The organism is Psychrobacter sp. CoH-33_TS_01, assembly GCF_058189395.1.
In genome coordinates this window covers 109807-135478 of sequence record NZ_JBVGQI010000008.1, presented here as the reverse complement: position 1 = coordinate 135478, position 25672 = coordinate 109807, and the positions used below count along the sequence as shown (strand labels likewise).

General features: G+C 44.3%; 18 protein-coding genes. 12 read left to right on the top strand and 6 right to left on the bottom strand.

Translation table 11 applies throughout. From position 1 onward, the window contains the following. Positions 1-140: 140 nt before the first annotated feature. From ACZ2XM_RS12445 to ACZ2XM_RS12435, 3 genes are read left to right on the top strand one after another with little or no spacing between them, the layout of a single operon-like run. The gene (locus ACZ2XM_RS12445) at positions 141-3173 is read left to right on the top strand and encodes a DUF2345 domain-containing protein (protein WP_490598338.1); all 3033 of its coding nucleotides are present in this window, start codon (positions 141-143) and stop codon (positions 3171-3173) included. Then, the gene (locus tag ACZ2XM_RS12440; protein ID WP_490588987.1) at positions 3166-4926 is read left to right on the top strand and encodes a hypothetical protein; all 1761 of its coding nucleotides are present in this window, start codon (positions 3166-3168) and stop codon (positions 4924-4926) included. The genes ACZ2XM_RS12445 and ACZ2XM_RS12440 overlap by 8 nt, the downstream gene beginning before the upstream one ends. Beyond that, positions 4916-5677 carry a tetratricopeptide repeat protein gene (locus ACZ2XM_RS12435; RefSeq protein WP_490588988.1) on the top strand — a complete coding sequence of 254 codons (762 nt, stop codon included), beginning with the start codon at positions 4916-4918 and terminating at the stop codon, positions 5675-5677. Before ACZ2XM_RS12440 ends, ACZ2XM_RS12435 begins: the two co-directional genes overlap by 11 nt. 448 nt (positions 5678-6125) lie before the next feature. On the opposite strand, the gene arfB is transcribed toward ACZ2XM_RS12435, so the two are convergent. Together arfB and ACZ2XM_RS12425 are read right to left on the bottom strand one after the other, a co-directional pair. After that, positions 6126-6539, bottom strand: a complete 414-nt coding sequence (gene arfB, locus ACZ2XM_RS12430; RefSeq protein WP_490588989.1) for an alternative ribosome rescue aminoacyl-tRNA hydrolase ArfB — start codon at positions 6537-6539, stop codon at positions 6126-6128. 138 nt (positions 6540-6677) lie between these two features. Next, entirely contained in the window at positions 6678-7808 is a 1131-nt protein-coding gene (locus ACZ2XM_RS12425) for a restriction endonuclease (protein ID WP_490588990.1), read from the bottom strand. A 205-nt stretch (positions 7809-8013) separates the two neighbouring features. Between ACZ2XM_RS12425 and ACZ2XM_RS12420 the strand changes: the two genes are divergently transcribed. Together ACZ2XM_RS12420 and ACZ2XM_RS12415 are read left to right on the top strand one after the other, a co-directional pair. After that, a complete protein-coding gene (locus ACZ2XM_RS12420) occupies positions 8014-9261 on the top strand; it encodes a S1 family peptidase (protein WP_490588991.1) in 1248 nt (415 codons plus the stop codon). 189 nt (positions 9262-9450) lie between these two features. Continuing rightward, positions 9451-10719 (top strand): phosphoribosyltransferase domain-containing protein, encoded by a 1269-nt coding sequence (locus ACZ2XM_RS12415; RefSeq protein ID WP_490588992.1) that lies wholly within the window; start codon positions 9451-9453, stop codon positions 10717-10719. Between the two features lie 106 nt (positions 10720-10825). Here the strand turns inward: ACZ2XM_RS12415 and ACZ2XM_RS12410 are convergent, their stop codons facing one another. After that, positions 10826-11533, bottom strand: a complete 708-nt coding sequence (locus ACZ2XM_RS12410) for a DarT1-associated NADAR antitoxin family protein (RefSeq protein WP_490588993.1) — start codon at positions 11531-11533, stop codon at positions 10826-10828. A 368-nt stretch (positions 11534-11901) separates the two neighbouring features. Here ACZ2XM_RS12410 and ACZ2XM_RS12405 point away from each other — a divergent pair, with 368 nt between their 5' ends. The 4 genes from ACZ2XM_RS12405 (at position 11902) to ACZ2XM_RS12390 (ending at position 16668) form a co-directional block, all read left to right on the top strand. Continuing rightward, complete coding sequence (locus tag ACZ2XM_RS12405; protein WP_490588994.1) at positions 11902-12735, top strand: HAD hydrolase family protein; 834 nt, start codon at positions 11902-11904, stop codon at positions 12733-12735. 125 nt (positions 12736-12860) lie between these two features. Further along, the gene (locus tag ACZ2XM_RS12400) at positions 12861-14051 is read left to right on the top strand and encodes a cysteine protease StiP domain-containing protein (RefSeq protein ID WP_490588995.1); all 1191 of its coding nucleotides are present in this window, start codon (positions 12861-12863) and stop codon (positions 14049-14051) included. A gap of 402 nt (positions 14052-14453) precedes the next feature. Beyond that, positions 14454-15398, top strand: coding sequence for an HpcH/HpaI aldolase/citrate lyase family protein (locus ACZ2XM_RS12395; protein ID WP_490589081.1), 945 nt, complete (start codon positions 14454-14456; stop codon positions 15396-15398). Between the two features lie 208 nt (positions 15399-15606). Then, a complete protein-coding gene (locus ACZ2XM_RS12390; RefSeq protein ID WP_490588996.1) occupies positions 15607-16668 on the top strand; it encodes a threonine aldolase family protein in 1062 nt (353 codons plus the stop codon). A 323-nt stretch (positions 16669-16991) separates the two neighbouring features. Here the strand turns inward: ACZ2XM_RS12390 and ACZ2XM_RS12385 are convergent, their stop codons facing one another. Both ACZ2XM_RS12385 and ACZ2XM_RS12380 read right to left on the bottom strand, forming a co-directional pair. Then, positions 16992-18242 (bottom strand): type II toxin-antitoxin system HipA family toxin, encoded by a 1251-nt coding sequence (locus tag ACZ2XM_RS12385; protein WP_490589082.1) that lies wholly within the window; start codon positions 18240-18242, stop codon positions 16992-16994. A gap of 5 nt (positions 18243-18247) precedes the next feature. After that, complete coding sequence (locus ACZ2XM_RS12380) at positions 18248-18607, bottom strand: helix-turn-helix domain-containing protein (protein WP_490588997.1); 360 nt, start codon at positions 18605-18607, stop codon at positions 18248-18250. Between the two features lie 472 nt (positions 18608-19079). Between ACZ2XM_RS12380 and ACZ2XM_RS12375 the strand changes: the two genes are divergently transcribed. Then, a complete protein-coding gene (locus ACZ2XM_RS12375) occupies positions 19080-19877 on the top strand; it encodes an enoyl-CoA hydratase/isomerase family protein (protein ID WP_490588998.1) in 798 nt (265 codons plus the stop codon). Between the two features lie 592 nt (positions 19878-20469). Here ACZ2XM_RS12375 and acnB read toward each other — a convergent pair. Further along, on the bottom strand, positions 20470-23073 hold the full coding sequence (acnB, locus tag ACZ2XM_RS12370; RefSeq protein WP_490589083.1) for a bifunctional aconitate hydratase 2/2-methylisocitrate dehydratase: 2604 nt from the start codon (positions 23071-23073) through the stop codon (positions 20470-20472). A gap of 790 nt (positions 23074-23863) precedes the next feature. On the opposite strand from acnB, the gene lipA reads away from it, so the two are divergent. Together lipA and ACZ2XM_RS12360 are read left to right on the top strand one after the other, a co-directional pair. Beyond that, entirely contained in the window at positions 23864-24955 is a 1092-nt protein-coding gene (gene lipA, locus ACZ2XM_RS12365; protein WP_490588999.1) for a lipoyl synthase, read from the top strand. 200 nt (positions 24956-25155) lie between these two features. Further along, positions 25156-25632: a GFA family protein gene (locus tag ACZ2XM_RS12360; RefSeq protein ID WP_490589000.1), complete on the top strand. Its 477-nt coding sequence runs from the start codon at positions 25156-25158 to the stop codon at positions 25630-25632. The last annotated feature ends 40 nt before the right edge of the window (positions 25633-25672 follow it).

Here is a 25672-nt window from a genome sequence, read left to right as displayed (position 1 = left end):
GTTTGATTATACAGATACTTGACAATATTTCAATAATCTCTATAATTTTTCTTATCTAATAATTAATTAAAACTAATTTATAATAATTCATTTTGACTTCCGTTCCTGACTTTTAGGCTGCGGCCAGGGGAACTTTGCTTATGCCCTCTCAAGCCCATCGTCTTCATCAACTCACCATGAATCCTAGCCTTAGCGGCTTACCAAGGCTACTCCCCTTAGCTTTTATTCATCATTCTTGCCTAAATCAACCCACTCAATTTCGAGTACTAACCTACAGTCAGACAATATTGCCACCTGAGTCCTGTGTCGAAATATTGGGAACATATGTTCGGCTATCTACTTTGTCTGCTACTCACAGCTCAACGGGTCGAACTGGCCTCATTAGTGAGGTTAATTATCAACATTCAGATGGGGCCTTGCATCTCTATGAGTTGGTCGTCGTCTCACCCGATTGGCTACTGACTCAGTCGGTTCACACTCGCAACTTCACCCAACAATCAACCTTAGATATTGTTACTACCGTCCTTGAGCCTTACCACTTTGAATGGCGGCTGTCTGAGACACTCAATGCCTCCGAACTTATCCATTCACTGCTAGCGTTCCGTACCCAAGATGATGTCAGCGATCGGGAGTTTGTCATGGGACTCTTAGCAGATATTGGCGTGAGCGCCGTTTGGATAGCTAGTGAGTCACAGGACAGAGGCTCTCAAGACAGAGGCTATCAAGACAGTAACGAGACTGTCGACACTTTGGGCTATTGGATGCTTATAAACCAATTGGATGAGCTTAATCTTCAACCCCTTAGATACGCCTATGCACACACCTCAGTTCAGTCCGGTCAAGATACTGTTCGCGAATTACAACCGATCTCCCAGCAGCTCGGTAGCCAGACGGTAGTGATCCGTGCCGATGGCATGGCGGCAGATTGCGTTTATGAAGGCCACGCCTTTGATGAGTCGTCGCTTAGCATCGAGGGCAGCACTACCCTTATTGCCACTCCCTCTCGAGCGACTAGTGAGGCAGACGCCGATCGCTTGGCCCAACAGTATGTTATGGCCAATGGCTGTCACCGTGACCATTGGCAAGCCTCCGGATCCATGCGGGGGTTAGTAAGTGGCTCTCCCGTGGTTATCACCGACCTGCCTTCTATCGGTAGCGTCGAGGCCTATTGTCTAGCAGCGCAGGTTATCGGTATTGAGCCCGCTAGCGATAGCGTCTCTTACCATCATCAAACTCAAATCCGTGATTGGCTAGTGGACCTTGGTGCTCCCCTTCAAAGCTGTGAGGTTGCTCGGAACACTGGTGTCTGGGTGACAGCTCAGTTGTTAGATAGCGCCCTACCCTATTGTCCTTACCCCAGTTCATTAGCTTGGGCACAGGCCATCTATCACGGTTTAACCCAAGCGCGAACCGGTAAACAAGCTAATCCAAGCTATGCGTCCACGGTCACCGAGTCAGGACTTCATGAGGTTGTCACTACCCCTGTTTGGTCAGGAGCTAACGACTCAGCCAGTGACGCAACCCCAGCGCTACGATCGCTGCAGCTGTCATCGGGAGCAACGCACGGTTGGCAGTTTGCCCCTAGACAAGGTCAAGCCGTACTACTCTCACATTGGTATGGTGATGTCGACAGTCCGGTGATCTGCCGCAGTCTCTATGACGGTATTGGTATGGGCGATGTTGATGAGCATGATGTGACTCATCAGGAGGGTGGCCAATCGCATCGCTATAACTTACAAGGGGGCGCATCCCCTAGATGGCATGGCGGTGCTATGGGTGCGTCAGAAATAGAAGGCGATGATACGCATGCCGGTTGGGTTTCGGGTATCAGTCAGTTTGGACTTACTAATACTAGCGAGACGGCACTGCTGTTTGACGATACCTCCAACAAAGTCGGTATGCAGTGGTCGGTGAATACGGGCAGTCGTGCTAATGCCGAATCCCCTACTGTGGCTGCTAAAGGCGTATTCGCCCCTAGTGAGCATCTGCTTGAGCTTGGGGTAATGAGACATCGATTTGGTAATCATCAATCGAGTGATAGTGGTGCAGGTTTTAGAGCCGCTAGTGATCATGGTATGCAAGTGATGGGTAATGAGGGCGTGCTGCTATCGACCTTTGGCATCCGTCATAGCCAAGCTCAGCATGATTCGGCTTTGGTCAATGACCCCGGCCAGCGTCAGTTAAATTTGAGCCATGAGCTATCTAATACGCTAATGGAAGCTAAGCAAGCACATCTGCAGTCGCAGCAGAAGGTGGATGAGACGCTTCAAGCATTTGAGAAGACTGCGCAGATTATCGATGAAGCATTAAGTACCGAAGTATTAGGCGCACCCGATGTGATGCTAGTAAGCCGCGATAGTGTATTGGCATCGGGCGTTCGTACACTGTGGTCGGCGAAGACAATCATTCGTCAGTCAGGCGGTACGCAGTCGGATTCTGTGGCGGGTAATTATCAGCTGCTAGCCGATAAGATTGAATCGCTATCTGGCGTGGGGGGTCAAGCAGCGAAGTCAGGCTTTCATGTGAGTGCTAATAGAGAGGCGCTAGCGGTTCAGGCACAAGGGGGCGAGCTGCAACTCAACGCTCAGCAATCGATGACGATTGGTAGTGAGTCTGGCGAGGTGCATTTGACCAGTCCTGAACGCATTAAGCTGCAAACGAGTGGTGGGGCTTCTATCACGATTGATAGCAGTGGCGTGAAGTTGGTGTGTCCGGGGACTATTAAGGTTAAGGCGGTTAAGAAGAGTTTGGTTGGTGGGGCTCGGGTTTTTACGCCTGTTTTGAGTTTGCCTAGCTCAGAACCAACTAGTTATAGCCAGAAAATTAACTACGAGTTCTTGAAAGATATCGTTGAAGAGTTCGAAACAGATAATCGAATGATGAAACAGCTCTTCGTCATAGATAATAAGACTGAAAACGTCATAAAACAGTCTTACCTAATCAAACCAGACAAAGATACATCAGAACGCTTCTACACTGAAACACCCAAAGACGTCACTGCACTATTGTTCTTGAATGAGATAGTAGACATTGAAGAGGAGTTACGAGAAGACGAATATGGAGAAGAAGACAGCCTAAACGGCATAGAGCCTGACTATGCTGAGGGATTCTATAGAGATAAAGACACTGTAGATTTTTATGACGAAGATGATGAGGAAAAGAAGGATGCCTAACTTAGTTACCGTCGCCCTTTATGTGAGAGATAGGAATCGGAAACCACTTGCCAACTTCAAAGTCCGAACTTATCCTAAAAACCGTCCACACGCAACGATGATAAGAACTACTACTGCGGCGGGTACTATTAGCTTCCCCGCCTCTCCTAACTCAGATATTGGTATCGACATTATCACACCTGATAGTAACTATGAACACAATTGCTTCATTAATAGTAAGGACGGTAACACTCAACCAATCATCATTGGCGTTGGCTATAAAGAAGAGGAATATTCATCAAATACATCTAATCTAATCATTTTTTATGCCCAGGTGACTGACAGTAACGGAAAGCCTATGCCGAACTTTCCTTTAAAAACAGCCTATAAGAATAGCAACCTTCAGTCAGATGTCAAATATACAGATAAGACTGGCTTAGTAGAACTATATTCGAGCCCTAATCGGATAGTCGATATTAAACCTCTGATGCCAAGCGATACCTTTGAAGTTCACTCAAGCTATAAGATTACTGCTCATATCACATACAGTATTAAACTTAAGCATCCACTAGAAAAATATTGTAGCAAAATCACCCTAAGAATCTTTGATAAAGAGGGCAATAAGAAATATCCAAATGCTAAGTTTAGGCTCACATCAAAATATTATCGTTTTAAAGAAACCATATATCAAGATATAGATAAAGATAGTATTTTCAATATAAGTAGTTTTATTGGAGATGAGTTGGGCATCAACATTTTCAGACCTAATGGCACTTTATTAAAAGAGTTCAATCTTGTTATCACACGCATGAAGCATGATAAAACCGTTAAAGTACCTGTGCATATCAAGAAGACAGAGACTAGGGAAAGCGAGCCAGAAGTAGATGAAAAGATAGAGCCAAAATCTTCATGTGGTTTAAAATATAGAGGGAAAGTAAAAGTAACTAGATGGAAAACCCACTATGGACCAGTCTATTGGGGAAAAACCCCACTATCTGGTTATGGGAAATGGGATGAATTGATTGAAAATGGTGCACTTACTAGAGATGAAAAGATGATACTTAAAGTAGTATCTCCTAATGAAGGAAAACTTGATTCCGTACAATCGTATGATAGTGAAATTATCACTGCTGGTGCTATGCAAAAAACTATTAATAGTAGAAACGGAGGTGAGCTAGCTACACAAATGTCTGATTTTAAAATTAAAAATCCTGATTTATTTAAATCTTTGTTCTCTAATTGTGGATGGGAGGTAACTGGGAATGGTTCTAATGCAAGAGTCTCATACCAAGGCATGCAAGGAAAGAAATTAAAGTCACTTATAAGAAAAGGAAGTAATAAAACCAATTTTAAAAAAACAGTTTCTTCTTCACCAATAGAATCCATGATTGAGGCTGTTATTCATCCTAAGTATGTTAGGCTTCAAATTGAAGATTTAATTAAAAGGCTTCGACGAGCAATTAGTCCAAAACCCTTAAAACCCAGTAGCGGCAAATACCCTTATCCTATAAAAACTTATATTCAAGGGTATTTAGGCCGAGCTACTGTTCTTGACCACTCTATTAATAGACCTGCATACGTCGCTAAGGATTTTGGTAAATCCTTAGGGGTATTCTTTAGAGACCACCCCAGTATTAGTAAGAACCCAGAAGACTGGGGTTCTAGTAGAGGGAATTACGAGAAGATAATAATTGAGCATTATGGCAAAAATAGAAGGATGACCGACGCCAAAAACAGATATAGGAAAATGAAGGATGCGTTTAATGATATTTAGTAATAGAACGAATTTTGCAATCATTTCTATAAGCTTGGTTATTTCTAGCTGCTCGATATCTCTCGGCAAAAATACAGAAACTAATGAAGAAAATCTCCATATGTGTAATGGAGAAATAGTAGATAAGCACGCATTCTATAATAGAAAAAATATTGAACGTCAATCTACCTATAATCATGGCGAGTATAAATTCCGTTTCGTATTATATACTTTTGATGTCAAAATGGATGGCTTTCCCTCTGAAACATCATCTGAATGTGTAATTATTGATGAAACCAATAACTCTGTTGTTTTTAATACCAAAGGTGAAAGTTTATTTTGTTCAGGTGAATGGGATTATTTAAGTAATTATCCAGTATGGATTCCTTACGAAAGCTCACAAAGTGAAGGATATAGCTTTTCTCTATCTCACAACTTAAAAAATGCAAATTCAGAAAAGGAGATTGACGGTCTAATTGATCTTTTTCAATGTGAATACTCCAATATCAACCTCTCTAACATTAACGAAGCAAATAACTTTGCTGTCTATCTAAGCAAATTAAAACGCTATGAAGATTCAATTTCTACTCTAATAAAAGTTATCAAAGCTAATCCTGAACGAATAGTTGCATACTTAAATATCGCAGACAGCTATTACTTAACTGGAAATAAAGATTTAGCTAAAATTAACTATATAATATATCAAAGAAAAATGAGGCTACTTGGTCAGGAGTCTTTAATACCTAATAGAGTCTATAAACGAATAGAGTAAAACTAACTGTTTATGAGAATACAAGTAATATAAAAATAAAAATTAGCTATTACGTCCTCCTAGTTTATAGTCTAATATTTTCCTGAGAATAGATATTATTTATTTTAATAAAACCAGTCGCTGATTATATTGATGGTAAAGCACATGAAATCCCTTATCAGACAGCTATTTATCATCTTATTTAATAGTCTCTTGGTGGCTTATAGCATGAACGCTAATAGGACTAACACTATGGATGCGCCATAGAGGAATACACCTTAAGACTGGCATCACACCGTATGCGTAGATACAGATACTCCCATCAAAAACAATATATCAAACGTGGATATCCCACTGCTTAAAAGAGTCATTCAACGAACGAAGAATAAGGCCAGTTAGACTAAACTCCCACTTCATGAAATACTTCTTCGGTTAAAAAACTCGACCTCTAATACTATCTTTAACCTCATCAATAATCCACCTTACCCCGTAAAGACTTAGTCCTGCCCCGTTGAGTCTTTTCATCCACCCGCTTGCGTCGAGCATTTCTGCTAGGTTTAGTGGGTCGTCGAGTCGGATTCACGTGGATAGCCTTAGTGATAAACTCTTGCAGGCGCTTAAAAGCATCATCTTTATTCTTCTCTTGCGTACGAAATTGCTGCGCCTTGATGATAAGCACGCCTTCTTTTGTAATGCGACTGTCATTGCTGTCTAGCAAGCGTTGTTTATGCAGGTCGCTGAGACTTGAGGCATGGATATCAAAGCGTAAATGAATCGCCGAGGAGACTTTGTTGACATTCTGCCCGCCGGCACCTTGAGCGCGAATGGCGCTAGTATCGACTTCACTGTCTTCGAGGCTGATGTGTTCGTTGATAAAAATCATAATTGACGGTTATATTAAGAGGAAATCTAGCCCTTATGGTAACGGTTAATAGCTACGATATAAATTGGTTTTTTCTTTCTATACCTTACGATAAGGGATGCTGACAGAATAAAAATCCTGAACACCCCTGTAAAACGCTTAATAGTTCTTCAACTTCGCAAAAAAATCACTGTCTAATACTAGCTTTGGCCTAGCACTAACTTCCTTTAGCCCTACCTTATTCTGCATCATTAGTTCAATTAAGCTAATTTGATCAATAAGCATGAGACTGTGCGAATTTATAGACTCAGCATAATCTTTTGCCGGCTTCGTAAAGCTAGTGGTAGTGATAAATATACCGTGATGAGTAGTTTTCTGTGGCGGTAAAGCGCCAATAAAGTTGCGCAGCTCACCGTTAGAGATATTATTGCCCGCACTATACAGCTTGGCTTGAATATAGTAGGTATGCACCTCTCCATTGGGATAGTCTTGGCTGATTAATCCGTCGATGCCATTGTCATTAGAGCGGCCAGTATGCCGTGCTGTCAGATTACTCTCTGGGCTTTCAATCTCTAAAGAGCGCTCGACTAGCTTGAGGCAGAACCATTCAAATTGCAGCGGTGATAAGCTTTCCAACTGCACCATAATCATGTCTGGCGTCACTTTGACATAGTCACTAGCGACCGTAGCATCCGCATAGTTATTCATAAAGATAGAGGTTCGGCGCATAGACTCTTCAATCAGATGATTGATTAAAGGATCGCCATTTTTACCATATGCTGCGACATTAGCCTTTTTTAAATCAGCAAAAGCTTTATGTTCCAGTCGGCTTAAATCAGCGATAAAGTCACTATTAGGAATACCCTCGTTAATATATTTTGTGAAATTATCTCCTGTCATCCAAAAATATATTTTGCCAAATGGGTCTATTCTTAGTAAGTTCTTAGGCGTCACTTTCTCATCAAAAGTAATAAAGTTCGCAAAGTTTTGAGTGAGGTTAGGAGAAAAGCTAAAGCGGTTTTCTTTTACTAGCCCTATAGCGGATAAACATAGCAATACCAGAGCCATCAATTCGTCATAGCAAGGGGTGCCTGCGTGACACTCATTACGAATATCATGATTACTCACATAAATGAACGATTTGTGCTCAGGTATAATTTGTGCCAGCTTTTCAAACTCACGGTAAAACACGGCTTGCCCAATAGAGTTTCTACTACTTAGGTTTTTTATTGTTTGGATGCCCGCATTTAGCAGTTCTCCGAATGTGGGGATTTTGTTGATATTACTCATAAACAGACCTTTTTATTATTAATCATACTGTACTTTAGTTGGTATAAATGAGCAAGGCTACTGACCTATCTAGAGTCTTATTGATAGTCCTGTGAATAAACCCGCGACCTACCACCAAAATCCGCTAGAATAAGAAAGCACAGTATGAATACTTAGAAAGTCTCGCAACATACAATCCATTTAAATAATAATAAATAGGCCACATATGACCGCAAAGACGACTTTGGTACTAGGAGCAAATACCGTTATCTCAAATGCGCAGTGTTCGGTAGCCTTTTCTGCGAGCAATCAAAGTGCTTTTGGTCAGCAGCTGGGTCTGTTATGGCTGCCCCTCGATGAGAGTCGTAAAGCCGCTTGTAGTCCTGCCTACTTGCATGAGCCCAAAGACTGGGCAAAACTAGACAGTACTAATAGCCCAAGCGCTTGGCAACTCAACTTAACGAAGTTATTTGATGAGCAAGGCGTCAGCTATCTGCAACTGATTGCTTACGTCTATCATGAGCCTAGTCTCAACTTGCCAGCGGTCGAGCTAGATAGTATTCGTCTGAGCATTAATCATGATGCGATTCAGTATGACTTTAAATCAATGCAGCGTCATGTCAAAGCCGCTATCGTGCTAGAGATCTATCAGCGCAATGGCCAGTTTAAATGCCGGGCGCTAGGCGAGACTTCGACGCAAGGATTGGACAGCTTAGAGCAGCGGGTACAGATTGGCCTAGATACCCGCTCGCCTAATACCCATGCGCTCATTCAAGAGGCTCAAAGCCAACAACAGCAAAACAGTCAGCCCAATGACTCTCAGCGGCCACCAAGACAGGTAGAACCCGGTGAGACTTGGACGGGTACAGCTTTTGCCATCGACCCTTATCATTTATTGACCTGCTATCACGTGGTTGAGTCTGCCGCTATCATTGCGATTCGACAGCAAGGTCAGACGGATCGTGAAGCCCAGGTCGTGTTGAGTGACATCGGTAGCGACTCTGCCATCATTAGAGTTAGCGAGCCGCTCCCCTCCTACCTACCCTTAGCCCAACAATGTGATGATATATTGGGAGAAACAATTACCACTTTAGGTTTTCCATTATCGGGCGTCAGCAGTCAACTGCAAGTCACGCAGGGCTGCATTTCTGCCCTCACTGGCTTTGGTGATGATATCCGCTATATCCAATTTACCGCCCCGATACAGCCAGGCTCTAGCGGCAGTCCTTTATTGCTGCCTTCAGGCGAGGTCGTCGGTATGGTGACCTCTAGCCTGAGCCACGAGCATGCACAAAACATGAACTATGCGGTGAAATTTCAGCTATTATCTGCCCTACTGAGCAGCGCTGGCATGAGCTTAACGGATTTGGCAAATCGTCATGGCCAACTAGATAGCCAGTCGCTACCTTTAACCACACCGCAGTTGAGCAAGCAGAGTCGCGGGGCTTTATGGCTGGTCGGTTGCCAGGGCTAATTTAGAATAAAAAAATTATAAAAGAATAGGGTAAGGAAAGTGCATGGCTTCTAATTTAAAAAGTATTGCTGTCCTGACTCAATCCATCCTAAATCTTTAGCCTCTTAACCTAGCCTATAAGCACCTAAAATTATTAATATCTTTTTAATAAAACAAGACATTACCCATAATCAATACGAGTACCCCATTTTGAATAACAAAACCCCTTCTCTGAACAAACGCACCATTACCCTACCCCGTGGCAATCTCGATCTGACTTATCAAATCCAACCGCCCTTAGACAACCAATTATTGCAGCAACAGAGCTATCATCTTGAGGACTTACTGGGCTTTGCACAACGTATCAACCCCAAGCGAGCGTTTCTGTTCGTCTCCAAAGTCCTAGGTCGGCATATTCCTGTTTCACCCAAGCTGATGCGTCGAGCGTTCACTAACTTGACCACACTCGTGCCAGACAACTTGCCTGAGCCTATTTTAGTGATTGGCATGGCAGAGACCGCCGTCGGCCTATCCGCAGGTGTGCATCAAGCTTTGCAAGCACGCTATCCCAATGCCTTGCTGTTGAATTCGACCCGTCATGCGCAGCCAAACTCCCAGCTATTCACTACCTTTAGCGAAGACCACAGTCATGCCAGCTCGCACCTGATTTATCAAAGTAGTGACCCTGTGATACAAGCACAACTGCTCGCTAGCAAGACCCTAATTATGGTCGACGATGAGGCCTCTACCGGCAATACTTGTGTCAATGTGGTGACCGCCCTGCGTGAGGCCGGACTCGACCAGTTGCAGCAAGTGCATCTCACCACTTTGGTGGATTGGTCGTTGGGAGAGTTCGCCGCAGATGACAGCATTGGCAGTCGCTTACCCGGTATCAAATTTGAGCGCCATCACCTGTTATCGGGCGCATGGCAATGGACCGATGCGGCGAATCCTGAGCCTATTACTATGCCTAGCGTCGATACTACTGAGGCTGGTAGCCAACCTGTGCTGGGTACTGGTGATTGGGGTCGTGTCCCTACATTAGATAGCACCGAGGGTTTTGCGGATTATTTAGCCCAGTTTCAGAAAGCGTACAGCAGTCACTATCAAGTGAAGAACTGGCAAGACACTCCCTTACCAAAACGTATCTTAGTATTGGGCAGTAATGAGTTTGTTTGGTTACCGTTTCTATTGGCTGAGCACTTAGAGCGTCGACAAGATGACGATGATGAAGCCGCTCATACAGACAGCAGCGTGAAGTTTAGCGCGCTAACCCGCTCGCCGATTGCTTTGGGCGGCGCGATTTACGCGATGCTCAGCTTCAGCGACCATTACGGTCTGGGCATGACAAATTTCGTCTATAACGTTGATCCTAACGAGTGGGATTTAATCGTGCTGTGTATCGAGACACCTGCGGATAGCGTAGATGCTATTTGGCTCAACTTAGAGAATGTGCTGGTGGTCAGTCCAGCGGTTTAGATGGGACAACTCATTGAGTTAAAAAAAATAGGGCGGCTGAGACTAATTGATGCCGCCCTATGATTGATAGCAAATAAATAACCAATGAGGTCTTATTAGCGACTTATTAAAACCAACCGTCTTCTAATAAGTGCTCGGTATTACTCATATCAAACTCACTATATAGCTCAAAAAAGTCTACAGGGTCTGCAATCTTATCTAGCAAATCGCGCTTTTTCAGCGCCACAAACATCGCTAAAGAATAAGCCTGACAATGGATGGATTTCTTAGGGTTAAATTCCATATCGGTAAAGGCCTGATACTGCATAACGGCTTCATGAAGCTGAGGATTTTGATTGAGGGCGTTCACATATAACCAATCATAAAAGGTGGTTAATGGCCCCACATCCCACTCCATGCCGAAGTAATCATAGCCTGTTAATGCACCAGAATTATGCAGACGCTCATCTTTTCTAGCTTGACGCGGGGATACGGTTAGCAGGTCTCGAAAAGGGCCGCCATTCTCAAACACCTTACTGCTTTGAAAGGCGTTTTCAACACTGTATTGTTCACCAGTCTTGTCATCTGTAAGCTTTAAATAAAAGGCGCTAAGCTCAGTACTCAGCTTCTCTTTAGACTTACTCGACATCTCTAAAACGTTCTTAAAGCCATACTTTTTACGGATGACGCTATGATGGTCATTGATCGACTTTTTCTTTTGCTTACTAGAAAAACCCACATGACGTTCAAAATGCACCATGTCCGTTTTCACCAGATTGTCGCTATTCACTCGTGGCATGAATACCGGTCTTTTTTCCATCGGGGTGTTCATCATAGTATTTTCCATAAAGCTCTATTTTATAAAGGGTATTGTATAAGAACAGCGGTATAATTCGTAGGCTTATACCGGTAAAGTCAAAATAGTTGAGGCAAACTAGCAGAAAAAGGTATGGCTTGCTAGTCTTTGTTAATGACTATAAGGCAAGATACCCATTTAATAGAAACTAGCTAGAAAATGGTTGCATCGGAGTTATCCCTAACCTAGCAAAACACATCCTTTATTTTCTCATAATCCCTGCTACCAGCGGCTAGTCTGTTTGCAATATTTTTATGCTACTATAATGGCTCAAACAACCTTTACTAACACTTATATTTTTTGTCAGTAGACCAGCAAACTTCTGCTTATAGCGACCATGGGTTATTATGTCTCAACCGTTAGCCACACCTCCCCTCTTTAAGCCTAGCTCCGATTCGATAAATACTATAATAAAACCGTACGCGCTAATGGATTTGGACGATACCCTATTCCAAACCCAGCGTAAAATTGATGCTTGGAATTTGCCCACTAGCGTGCCTGCCAATTTAGTCTGTGCTTCGGTCAATAAACAAGGGGAGCCTTTGAGCTTTATGACTCAGCGCCAAGCGACAATGTTTAATTGGTTGCTTGCTAGCACAGAATTGATAGTAGTGACGGCACGTGATACGAGCGAGATTCAGCGGATAAAACTGCCATTTAATAGTTGGCAAGTCCTAACCCACGGTGCAATGATTAAGCAACCAGATGGCAGCAATCAATTAGACTGGCAAGCGCAAATGCAGGGAAAACTTGCTCCGCTACAAGCTGCCTTAGCTAAGCTGATAAATTCTATTGAACAATTAAACGCAGAGTACGAAGGCCAATTAAAGCTAGCTGTCCATTCAGATGCTTTTTTAGACCAAGACTTAGTGATTTATCTGGCCGTAAAACATACTCGAAAAGATCATGAGGCTTTGGCGGCTCTTGCCAAGCGCTTACCTGAATTATTGCCCGAGCTAGCCAAGCATTTTTATATCCATGTGAATGCGAATAACCTAGCTATACTGCCGCATTGCGTGCATAAGCGTCATGCAGTGCAGTTTTTGCTTGAGCAGTGCTTAGACCAGCAGCGCCCAAGTTTTGGCTTTGGTGATAGCTTAGCTGACTTGCCCTTTTTGCAACTACTAGACTGGTATGGCACACCAAATCATGGTCAGCTACATGATAAGTTTAGCGAATAGAGTAAAGGGTAGTTTAAATCCGCTCACTTTTTTGCGACCGTGCTAATAAAATCCCCCTAAATCCCCCTTAACTAAAGGGGGGCTTATTATTCTCTTAAAAATTATCTGATACTGACTAAAATCTTATGACGCTAGCGAAGACCCCGACCCTTACCGCCCAATCCGGCAGCTACCTTGCCAGTGACGTTACCTTACTACTCGATATCGTCGACGAGTCTAGCGTCGCTAATGTGCCAGTGCAGCAAAAAGAAGCGCTGATTCAGTCGGGTGAACAGCACTATTCAGACATGCTGACTTTAGAGCAGCCACCGACCGCTACCCATGAGCACCTATTTCAGCAGGCCTTAGAACAAGGCCATATACGTATGGCAACGGACATTGGCAACTTAGCGTATACGTTGCATGATGTATTTAAAGTAAAGGTAACGATGTCAGCGCCGTTGCTTCTAGTGAGTTTAGTGCGGGCGGGTCTGCCGGTTGGCGTACTATTACAACGAGCACTAAGTGATAAAACTAGCCCTTATGCGCTACCCAGTAAGCACTATGGCATGAGCATTATCCGTGACCGTGGCCTCGACCCTGTCGCTATGCACACTATCCTATCGCAACACCCTGACAGCCCTATCGTCTTTATCGATGGTTGGACCGGTAAAGGAGCGATTTACGGTGAGTTGGTTAGCAGCCTATCCGTTTATGCCGATCCTAGTAATCCCTACTACGCTAATATCTTTCATCAGAATCAATCGGCTAGCGATAATGCGATACCGTTGGTGACGCTCGCCGATCCTGCAGGTGTCGCTTGGTTAGCCGCCAGTAATGACGATTGGCTCATTCCATCTGGACTACTTGGCAGTACCGTCTCAGGATTGATTTCTCGTACACTATTTACCGAGCCCTATGCAGATTTAAAAGAGGGACTACATCGTAGCGTGCTTTATCATAATCTAATCGATTATGACCACAGTTTAGCGTTTATCGATACGATTAACGCTGCCAGACGGCAACTAGATTCTGCTGAATCGCCGCTAACGTTGCTGCCTATTCATCAGACCCCACGCTATAGCACTCAAGCGATTATAAAGTCATTGGCAACACGCTATAATATCGCTAACATGAATAGAATTAAGCCTACCATCGCTGAAGCAACGCGTGCCCTATTACGCCGCGACCCTGAGCAAGTACTACTCGCGTCCGCTGACCACCCTGACACGGTCTTATTACGCCATATTTGTACGCAGAAAAACATCGATGTGCAAGTGTTAGGCGCTGAAATTTTGCCTTATCAAGCAGTTACCATTATCAAAAAACGTAGCTAATCTTTTATTATTTAGCATTTTTATCAGAAGCTTACTAAAAACTGGCTCGCTATTAATTCGACAAGGGTTGCTTCCCTGTTACCTTGTCAAAGTAGCCACGAATGGCGCTATTTATAGCTAAGTCAATTAAGAAGAGCGACTGTAATAGTAAAATCATGTATTTTTACTAGGCAAAGGGTATAAGCATCCTTTATCATGCCAAACTTATCTATTGCTCCATGCAAACTTTTCATAACTATAGCGTTTTTAATATATCCATAGCGCTTTTTTCCCTTATCAATAGCGAAGACTATCCCCTCTATGGCCCATAGCAAACTTACTACGCTCGCTACCTTTGACAGTATCAAGCATGCTGATATTGTTAATACCGCCGACTTGCACATTGCACAACGCAGCTGTGCTATGCACCCTTATACGTTAGGGGCCAGTCTCTATATGCCAGCGACCCGCACGGATATCTGGCAAGTGATCAGCCGGGTCAAGCTAGCCAATATTAATAGCATTATCGTTTGCTTAGAGGATGCAGTCAGTGAAGCCGACGTTGAGATAGCTTTGGTGCAATTACAGAGTTTATTGAGCGCTTGGGCACAGCATTTAGCAACCCAAGCTGAGAATGGTATTGAACCCGCAGCGTTTGTTAGACCCTTGGTATTTGTGCGTCCCCGCCACCCGCAGATGCTCAGACAATTGGCTGACTTTGAGCATATCGATTTGGTCGATGGCTATGTCTTACCTAAAGTGGATATGTCTAGCTTATCTAGCTGGCGAATGGCTTGCCAGTATATTGCTGATGACAGTTTACTGATGCCGACCTTAGAGACCGCCGCCTTATTTAACCCAATTCACAACCAAGAGCTAGCTGTGGCACTACGCGAAGGCTTTGATCAGACCATTTTCGCCTTACGTATTGGCGGTAATGATTTATTCGCCGCTTTGCGATTACGTCGTCCAAAAAATAGCAGCGTCTACAACACCCCTATCGGTGCGCTAATCTATGAGCTGCTCGGCTGCTTTGTGCCGCACGGGTTTTATTTGACGGCGCCCGTGTTTGAATACCTCGACCAACCGACCTTATTTATGCAAGAGCTAACCCAAGACGTTGGGCTAGGTTTGGTCGGTAAGACGGTGATTCATCCCACACAAATTCCGTTAGTGCATCAAGCCTATCGTGTGCCCGCCAGTATCCTCGATGAGGCACAAGCTATCCTCGACTCGGAAGCTAAAGCCGTCTTTAAATACAATAATACTATGTTAGAACCTGCCACTCACCGCGCTTGGGCCGCTGAAGTGATTAAACGCGCTACCGTATTTGGCACGGTCACCGATGGTATGGGCCCGTATGGTTAATGCATTCACACGGTTATACTCACCACTTTGTTAGCACTTAATTTGTACCTTTATTTTTCTAGCCACTATAAACCCTTTATGACACGCTCTGGTCCCATGACCTTAGAGCGGGTTTGGGCTTTTTAATTTTTAGCTTTAGTGGTTGGCATGAGCCTTTTTTCAGTAAACCAAACTATAACTTACTACCAATAAATAAGAGAGACCCCTGATGACCTATAGCTTTTTGAATGACTATAGCGAAAGTGCCCATCCTGATATTCTAGCTGCTTTGCAAGACTCGCATTTGCAGCAACATGTTGGCTATGGCTTTGATGACTATTCTGAGCAAGTGCGTGAAATCTTACGGGGTCAACTTGGCAGTAATGATAAGAATTTAAACAATGCCGACGATATTGCTATTCACTTTGGTATTACGGGTACGCAGGCGAATCTGGTTTGTATCGCAGCTATGCTCTCGCCCATCGATGGTATCATCGCTTGTACCTCCGGTCATATTGCCGTAAATGAAGCAGGCGCGATTGAAGCTACGGGTCATAAAGTTATCACCACTCATGCCACCGATGGCAAGCTTACCGTTGCTGCTATCGAAGCAATACGTCAACGCCATACTTCACAGCCCCATGTCGTGCGCGCGAAAGCCGTTTATATCTCCAACACAACGGAGCTAGGTACAGTCTATAGCTACGACGAATTGGCGCAGCTGTCTGCCTATTGTCGTGAACACAATATGTATTTGTTCATTGATGGCGCTCGACTCGGTGCAGCATTGGCTAGTGACGCTCAACAAGTCACCCTAGCGGATATCGCTAAGTTCGCAGATATCTTTTGGTTGGGCGGTACGAAGATGGGTGCGATGTTTGGTGAAGTCATCATCATCCCGAATAAGCACTTGGCTTTAGATTTCAATGTCTATCTTAAGCAACATGGTGGCTTATTGGCGAAAGGCTACCTACTAGCCCTACAGTTTGCAATCTTGCTCAAGGATAATAAATATCTGGAGATGTGTCGTCATGCCAACTCGATGGCGCAGCAACTGGCGACGGCTTTACAAGACAATGGTCATGAGCTATTTGTCGAAACCCAAAGCAATCAGGTCTTTGCCATTTTACCGCAAGCGGTGATTGATTATTTGCAACAGGATTTCGCTTTTTATGCTTGGGAAAAGTTGGATAACGAGCGTAGTGTCGTACGTTTTGTTACCTCTTGGGCGACGCCTCAGGCGCAAATTGATGGTTTTGTAGCGGTGTTGCGAGAATTTAGCAAAAAATAGGTTTTTAAAGGTAGGTTGGGTGAAGCTTGCGACACCCAACAGACTGTTTGAGAAACTATGCTTAACTGCCAATCAATTCCGTCCCAACTGGTTTACAACGGTGGCCATAGCAGGAATCCTATGTTTACCGGCTAAGCTATCATAGAGATATTTACCCAAACCTGGCTTGCTTATCCCAGCTAAAAATACATAGCCATCGATGATAATCACATCATAACGGTCGTTAATTTCTTCTCTTTTTGCGATTAAAGCTATTAGGCAGAATGAACAGTCCGAGTAGCTTAGGCATTTTTCCCAACGTTATTTATGACTATAAAATATCATTAAATCCTAAAACCCCTCTGCAGCATCTGCCAATGCTCGTTCAACAATATCTTTTGCTGTGGCAGCATCGGTAAGTCCTCTAGCTTTTTTGGCCATAACGCTCGTGATTTATCCAGAGTGTCCTCAAGATGGGGTTTGATAGCTCGCCAAGGAATCCTGGATTTTTTTGCCCAAATTTCAAATTGCGTCATATCTACCTCATACCAATTTTTTGTCTTACCAAGATTTAAAGCGAAATCTCGTTCATCGGCCATATAAGCCTTAGTAAAAACAATATCATAGGCAGGAGTAAGACGCGGAGTAACTTTATCTGGATAGAGAACACTCCAGTTTTTCAGATGGGCATCGCCGTTAGCCAGTAAGATATTGACCAATAAACGCCTTGCCAATTGTTGGACGTTCGCTAAACCGTCTTCTGTATACTCATATAATATGCGAGCAATTTGCCCATAATTACCTCCGCGATATTTTTCATGAGGATACTTTACTAAAATCTGGGCAAAGTCTTCGCTATGGACACGCAAGCTCCCCTCACGATCGAAGCGCTTAATGGCATAGGCAAGCGTCTCATCTGGCAGGTTAATTGCAGGTAAGTTATCTACTTGATTTAGTGGTATCAGCTTTATTTCAGGGATATCCACGCCTGCCATTTGCGCTAGTCTCATAGCCGTATATTCATTTTGCGGCACACCTTGATGCAGCACGGAAGGTGTCTTTACTATCCAGTCGCCCAACTGACCATCATAAGGTATGGTGTAGCGCCCTTCATACTCTTGCGTGGAAAACTTCATCTGTACCCCGGCTAGTGAAAAGCGGTTTTCTATTAATTCAGGGTTGATATCTCGAGGCTGACTGTTAGGATATTGGGCTAATACATAATCGGGTATTGCATCAAGAGATAACGGTTCAACGATTAATGCGCCTGGTAAGTCTCGACCCAAATGGCTCAATAGCTGAAACTCATTATCCACATGTACTTTTAGTGCTTGAGCTATTAGAGAACGTAATGCGCCTTCGGGAAGTAAGTTTGACAATAAGGGGTGAAGTCGTTGTTGATATGACCAGTGCTGGGCCAGTAGCTTTGCAGACACTGGGAATTTAGGATGTGTGATTAATCCTAAAGTTGGACGACTTTCATTAGTTATAAACTCAGGGGCAAAACTCAGTATATTTTTCCCCTGTTGTAGCCCCGCTAAATAGCCGACTACGCTGCCATGTAAAGATAACCTAAGAAAGTTCACTTCCTGAATGGCTTTCAATCGCTTTCTCCCAATAGGTCTCGCCATGGGTTATCAATCAAATCCTTATAGTCCATTGATTGCTGAGTACCATGAGACGAGCTATCACTGCCTATTATTGTATGACTTGCTTCAGCGCTGTCTAAAACGATCCCTTCTAAAATAGCTTGTACTTGCGCCACTTTATCTTTGGGAATGAGCATAAGCTCACACTGTAACCCTTGCGCTACTAGTTCAAGCGTATTTAGCCGAGGATTACCCTTAGACTCAATCTGCTGGTACTGCTGTCTGGAGATACCGGTACGCATCAGCATATCGCTTTGTTTAAGTCCTAATGCAGTCCGGCGTTTTTTTAGTTGAGAGTGTAAAGGGCTCATAATTTGTCTTAATCTAATACTATTAGAAACATATTAATTGCTTTTTTGTGCTTAAGCAACTTATAGCTTGCTTTAAAAATACACACTAATTAGCGATTTAGGAAATTTAGATAATAATCACAGTGTCGTACGTTTTGTTACCTCTTGGGCGACGCCTCAGGCGCAAATTGATGGTTTTGTAGCGGTGTTGCGAGAATTTAGCAAAAAATAGGTTTTTAAAGGTAGGTTGGGTGAAGCTTGCGACACCCAACAGACTGTTTGAAACTCTATTACGTTATCGCTCGGTTTTGATTAATTATTAATAATAGCGTGCGTGACACCCGCGAAAGAATAAATCCACCCCACCCGCCCACAAAACCCACTTTCCTTATAAGCCCAAGCTGCTATAGTAATGAGTGTATTTGTATCGCTTTGATAAATTGCTCAATATCTCTCAAATCACTTAATTATGAATTACTTAAAAGGAAATTTTATGTCTGAAAATCTAGTGCAATACCAGGTCGAAGAGCATATCGCCACCATCACCATGAATGACCCTAAGACGCTGAATGCTTTTAGCACCAAGCTCAAAGCTGCCATGATGGATGCCCTTATCCAAGCGCAAGAAGATGAGCAAGTGCGGGTAATTATTTTAGCCGGTGCCGGTGGTCATTTCTCCAGTGGTGGACATATCGGTGAGATGTTAGAAGACGGTATGGAAGGCGATGCGCTGGCCAATAAATTGAACTTTATGGTCGCTGAAGCCGGTGATGTCAGCCTAAAGCTACGCGATATCCATAAACCTATTATAGCTAAGTTGGAAGGGGCGGTCGCCGGTGCTGCAATGAACCTAGCATTGACCTGTGATTTCCGTATTGCAGCGGACAACGCTAAATTCGTGGAAGCCTTTGTGAATATCGGTCTGATTCCTGATGCCGGTGGTATCTATCTACTGAATCAATTAATTGGCGCGGCGAAGACCACTGAACTGGTCATGTTAGGCGATAAGCTAAAAGCCGAAGATATGGCACGCTTAGATCTCGTGAATGCCGTAGTAAGTGCAGATGAGCTGGACGACCATGTTTGGGCATTGGCTCAGCGCCTAAGCGCGCTACCAGGCAAAGCCTTGGCCTCGATGAAGCATATGATCAATACGCATGCCTTTATGGGTCTTAATGAAGCCCTCGATATGGAAGTGCAGCAGCAAACCATGTTGGCGCAGACCGAAGACTTTAAAGAAGGCATCAGTGCCTTTATGCAAAAGCGTAAGCCGGTTTATCAGGGTAAGTAATTGCTGAACAGCTTGAAGTCAGTAGTCCTTAAATGATTTGTACAATCCATCCCCGACCCTTCCTTTAATAAAGGAAGGGAGCATTCTTTTAAAAATAAGTTTGCGCTAGGTTGATTAACACTCTAATGGCTACTCAATCTCAGAACTGTCTACAACAATAATACTCCATTAATTTAAGTTCGAGATAAAAGCTATAAGCCCTATGACTAAGTAAAAGAAAATCCCTTTAACTCCTATCTTAGGAAAGTAGACTTTAAACCTTTTTAGTTATCAAAAGGGTTTGTCCCCTTCCTTTGAAAAGGAAGGGCTGGGGATGGATTGTGAGCTTTTGGCTTTGGCTTTTGCCTCTGGAAGAGGCACGGCCATAGTCCTGAAAGAGTGACTACTGTTGATAGGCATATTTCTCCACTTCTAAAGAGCCCCAATGTTAAGGCCAAGCTTTTGGCTATTAGCTTTTAGTCTTAGGTCTTGTTCATGACTCTATTACTAACCCATAGCCCATAAAAAAACCCCGCACCAATAATGATGCGGGGTTTTTGTGTCCTAACTGGCTTAACAATCTAAGCCAGTTAGAACGATTTAACTAAATGATTTACGACAATTGAGCGACGTTAATTTTGTCAGCTTCTTCGGTGTAATCAGTCATTTTGTCGAAGTTTAGATAGCGATAAACTTCGCCACCCATGCTGTCTAGCATACCAGCATACTGCTGATACTCTTCGTTCGTAGGCAATCTGCCCAATACCGCAGCGACTGAAGCCAGTTCAGCGGATGCTAGGTAGACGTTTGCGCCTTGGCCTAGACGGTTCGGGAAGTTACGCGTAGAAGTCGATACCGCAGTAGATTTCGGTGCGATACGCGCTTGGTTACCCATACATAGTGAACAACCTGGCATTTCAGTACGAGCGCCGGCCTGTGCATAGATGTTGTAATAACCTTCTTCCATCAACTGACGAGCATCCATCTTAGTTGGTGGCGCAATCCATAGACGAGTTTTCAAGCTGCCTGCAGGGACTTCTTGTAGCAGTTTACCTGCCGCACGGAAGTGACCGATGTTGGTCATGCAAGAGCCAATGAAGACTTCATCAATAGTGTCGCCAGCAACGTCAGCTAGTGTCTTAGCATCATCTGGATCGTTCGGGCAGCATAGAACTGGCTCTTTGATCTCAGACATATCGATAGTCATGTCGATAGCGTATTCAGCATCGGCATCAGCACGCATTAGGCTTGGTTTTTCTAACCAAGCTTGCATAGCTTCGATACGACGGCTGATAGTACGGGCATCGCCATAACCTTCAGAGATCATCCACTTAAGTAGGGTGATGTTTGAGTTTAGGTACTCAGTCACTGACTCTTCAGATAGCGTGATGGTACAACCAGCAGCACTACGCTCAGCAGAAGCATCTGATAATTCGAATGCTTGCTCGACCGTTAAGTCTTCTAGGCCTTCGATCTCTAAGATACGACCGTTGAATTCGTTAACTTTACCTTTTTTCTCAACCGTCAAATAACCCTCTTTGATGGCTTGTAGCGGGATAGCATGGACCAAGTCACGTAACGTGATACCTTGCTGACGCTCACCGACGAAACGGACGCGCACAGACTCAGGCATATCTAGTGGCATAACACCAGTAGCCGCTGCGAAAGCCACTAGACCAGAACCGGCAGGGAAAGAGATACCCATTGGGAAACGCGTGTGCGAGTCACCACCAGTACCTACGGTATCTGGAAGTAGCATACGGTTCAACCAGCTGTGGATGATACCATCACCAGGACGTAAGCTTACGCCGCCACGGTTCATGATAAAATCAGGGAGCGTGTGTTGAGTTTCAACGTCAACTGGCTTTGGATAAGCAGCAGTGTGACAGAAAGACTGCATCACTAGGTCGGCTTGGAAACCTAGGCAAGCCATGTCTTTTAGCTCATCACGGGTCATTGGACCCGTAGTATCCTGGCTGCCGACAGTAGTCATCTTAGGCTCACAGTACATACCAGGACGTACGCCCTCTAGACCACAAGCTTTACCGACCATTTTCTGTGCTAGCGTATAGCCTTTACCGGTATCAGCAGGCTGATCTGGCTTCGCGAATACGTCTGAATGAGCAAGGCCCATATACTCACGAGCACGGTTGGTTAGACCACGACCTACGATTAATGGAATACGGCCACCGGCACGCACTTCATCAAGTAACGTTGGTGAGTTTAGCTCAAACGTAGACAATACTTCGTCAGAGTCGTGCTTAGTAATTTTGCCATCGTGTGGGTAGATATCAAACACGTCACCCATTTCGATGTTGTCGACATTGACGTCTTCGATTGGCAAGGCGCCAGAGTCTTCCATAGTGTTAAAGAAGATAGGAGCGATTTTGCTACCTAGAACTAGACCGCCGCCACGCTTGTTCGGGACGTTAGGAATATCATCACCCATGAGCCATAGTACTGAGTTGGTCGCAGACTTACGGCTAGAACCAGTACCAACAACGTCACCAACATAAGCCAATTGATGGCCTTTTTGCTTGAGCTGTTCGATCATAGTCATTGGACCACGAACGCCCTCTTCGTCAGCAACAATGCCGTCACGAGAGTTTTTATGCATCGCTAGTGAATGCAATGGGATGTCTGGACGACTCCAAGCATCCTGTGCTGGCGACAAGTCATCAGTGTTGGTCTCACCGGTAACTTTAAAGGCCGTGTAAGTCATTTTTTGTGGCACTTCAGGACGGTTAGTAAACCATTCTGCATCGGCCCAAGACTGGATAACCGCTTTCGCGTGTTCGTTACCGGCTTCCGCTTTTTCAGTCACGTCGTTAAATGCGTCAAAGACTAGCAAAGTTTTCTTTAGTGCTTCAGCAGCGGCAGCAGCCAACTCTGGCTCATCTAAGGCATCAACCATAGGCATGACGTTATAGCCGCCTTGCATAGTGCCTAGGATTTCGATGGCTTTGATTTTGTCGATTAGCGGAGAAGTGGTTTCGCCTTTTACGATAGCGGCCAAAAATGCAGCTTTAACGTAAGCCGCTTGGTCAACACCGGCAGGTACACGGTTGACCAATAGGTCCAATAAGAACTCTTCTTCGCCGGCAGGAGGGGCTTTCAATAATTCAGTTAAGTCAGCGACTTGGAATTCTGTCAATGGTAGCGGAACTGTCCCTAGTTCAGCGCGTTCTTGGACATGTTTACGATAAGCTTCTAACACGTTTGTCGTCCTCGTAGGTTGGCGGTTGCACACCGCGTGGGCAGTCGGGATGACGACCTGCGTTAAGTGTGCGATAAGGATATGGATTATCTGTATAGGATAGCTTAAATCGGTCAAAAAGTTAATGCCGAATCTGTAAAACCCATGACCTACGTGCCCATATTCACTATTTATTTGTGAAATACTACTGCTACTTTTGCTTGATAACGTCGGGCCAATTAAGGTGTAGCTCATGACCGCATTAGCTTAGTCGTAAAACGCTTAATGGGTTTCGTAATACAATCATTATTGCCAGTAAAAATTTGCGTAATCTCACTTTCATACTCTCAGAGTTGGCTATCACAGTGCTGGTTAATATTATCAGCCAAGTACATGCCTAGCTTTCCGCCTATTAGCTCCTTATTAGTTCGTTTACTACAGTTATAATCTCATTTACTAGAGGTTATCACCTACATAATTACTCATAGAAAAATGTTGGCTATACCCTGCTGGCTGGCTTATAACCCTTAGCTTATAGAGGGTTTTTGAGCACATTACCTAATCACGGCGGGTGCTAGACGCGAGCAAATTTGTTATACTAAGCGCATCAAAATTCTGCCAATACTTCATGGATTTTAGACCATCCTCTACTACATTACCGTTTCACGCAGATATCTTTTGCCCCTGATTGCAAATCATGACTCTAAATAAAGCTTGCGATTACTCTAAGCAGCGAGTGCTATAACTATAAGCCAAGCTGTGCAGGCATGACGGTCAGCGACGATAGGCTATAAACGGTTAGGATACCTTTATGAGCGACCTTGCTATTCAGCGCGACACCCTTATTGGAAAAACGGTTGAGCAAACGGCGGTACAAACTTACACGCCAGCTGCCAAACCAAAACCTAAAAAAGCAGTGCAGGGAGAAAAACTGCGCGGTTACGATAAGGTTGCGCGTATCCCAATTAAAGTACTGTCGGGGGTTGAAGCGCCCAAGAAACCCGACTGGATTCGCGTCAAAATGTCTTCCCCAGCGGAAGTGGCTCGGATTAAATCGACTTTGCGTAAACAGAAGCTTTATACCGTTTGTGAAGAGGCGGCTTGCCCCAACTTGCCGCAGTGCTTTGCCGATGGTACTGCCACTTTTATGATTATGGGCGATATCTGTACCCGTCGCTGCCCATTCTGTGATGTGGCACACGGTCGCCCAAATAATCTAGACCCAGATGAGCCGCGCCATACTGCTGAGACCATCGAAGGTCTTGGGTTGAAATACGCAGTTATCACTTCGGTGGATCGCGACGATCTTAAAGATGGTGGTGCGCAGCATTTCGTGGATGTGATTAATGAGTCGCGAGCGCTAAGCCCAAATTGCTTAATCGAAATCCTAGTCCCTGATTTCCGCGGGCGTATGGACATCGCGCTAGACCTCTTGACCGAGACGGCTCCTGATGTTTTTAACCATAATATCGAAACCGTGCCCCGCCTCTATAAGGCGTTCCGTCCCGGTTCGGATTATCAGCATTCACTCGATTTGCTCAAGCACTATAAAGCGCGTCGCCCTGATATCGCGACCAAGTGTGGCTTTATGGTGGGCCTTGGCGAAACTGAAGAAGAAATCTACGCGCTACTTGATGACTTGCGTGCCCATGATGTGGATATGATTACCGTCGGTCAGTATTTAGCCCCAAGTAAGAGCCATGCGCCTGTGGATCGCTATGTCCATCCTGACGAGTTCCAACGTTATATGGACTATGGCAAAAAGATAGGCTTCTTTAGCATTTGGGCGGGCCCCATGGTGCGCTCAAGCTACTTTGCCGACCGTCAGTACTACGGTGAAGACTGCCCTGCACCGATTCGCAGCAAAAAAGCGCTGGAAGCGGAAGGTAAGTTGGGTTGTTAATACCGGCTTAATAAAGTTGACTAGCAATAAAAAAGAGACCACTAGTAGGTCTCTTTTTTTATAGGGATAACAATGATGACGGCCAAAAGCCATTACCGCACGAGCTTAGATAATGCTATATTCTAAAGCCTAACCTAACCCCTCTTTTAGAAAATGAGGGAGACAACCGCCCTTTTCCTCCCTCTGATTAAGGACTGACCATGAGCAGCGAATTCACCCCACAGGAAGGCTCTTGCTCCTGTTATAGCAACACTTATACAATTAATGCAAAGCCTATTGGCCGCTTTATCTGTCACTGCACCATTTGCCAAGAGTTCACTGGCGCTGCCTTTAACGATGTTACCGTATTGCTCAAGCCCGATGTGAGCGATTTAAACCTTGTTAGAACCAAATTTCGCCGTTGGAAACTGCCGCCCAATATCAGCCGTGGTCTGTGCACCCGTTGCAATAAGCCCAGTATTGAAATGGCTGTAGGAGACAAACTAGTCTTAGTTCCTACCAGCAATTATCCTGATGTGTCGGCTCTACCTAAACCTACCATGCATCTGTTCTATAACCGCCGCGTCGAAGATATGGACGATGACTTGCCCAAATATAATGGCTTTGTGCAGAGTCAGGCGATGATGGTAAAAGTGCTAGCTGAGGGTTTAGTAAAGCGACTGGCGAAGCGCTCCTAGTGCGACCTAAAAACTGCTGAATCTTTATAAAATAACTGAG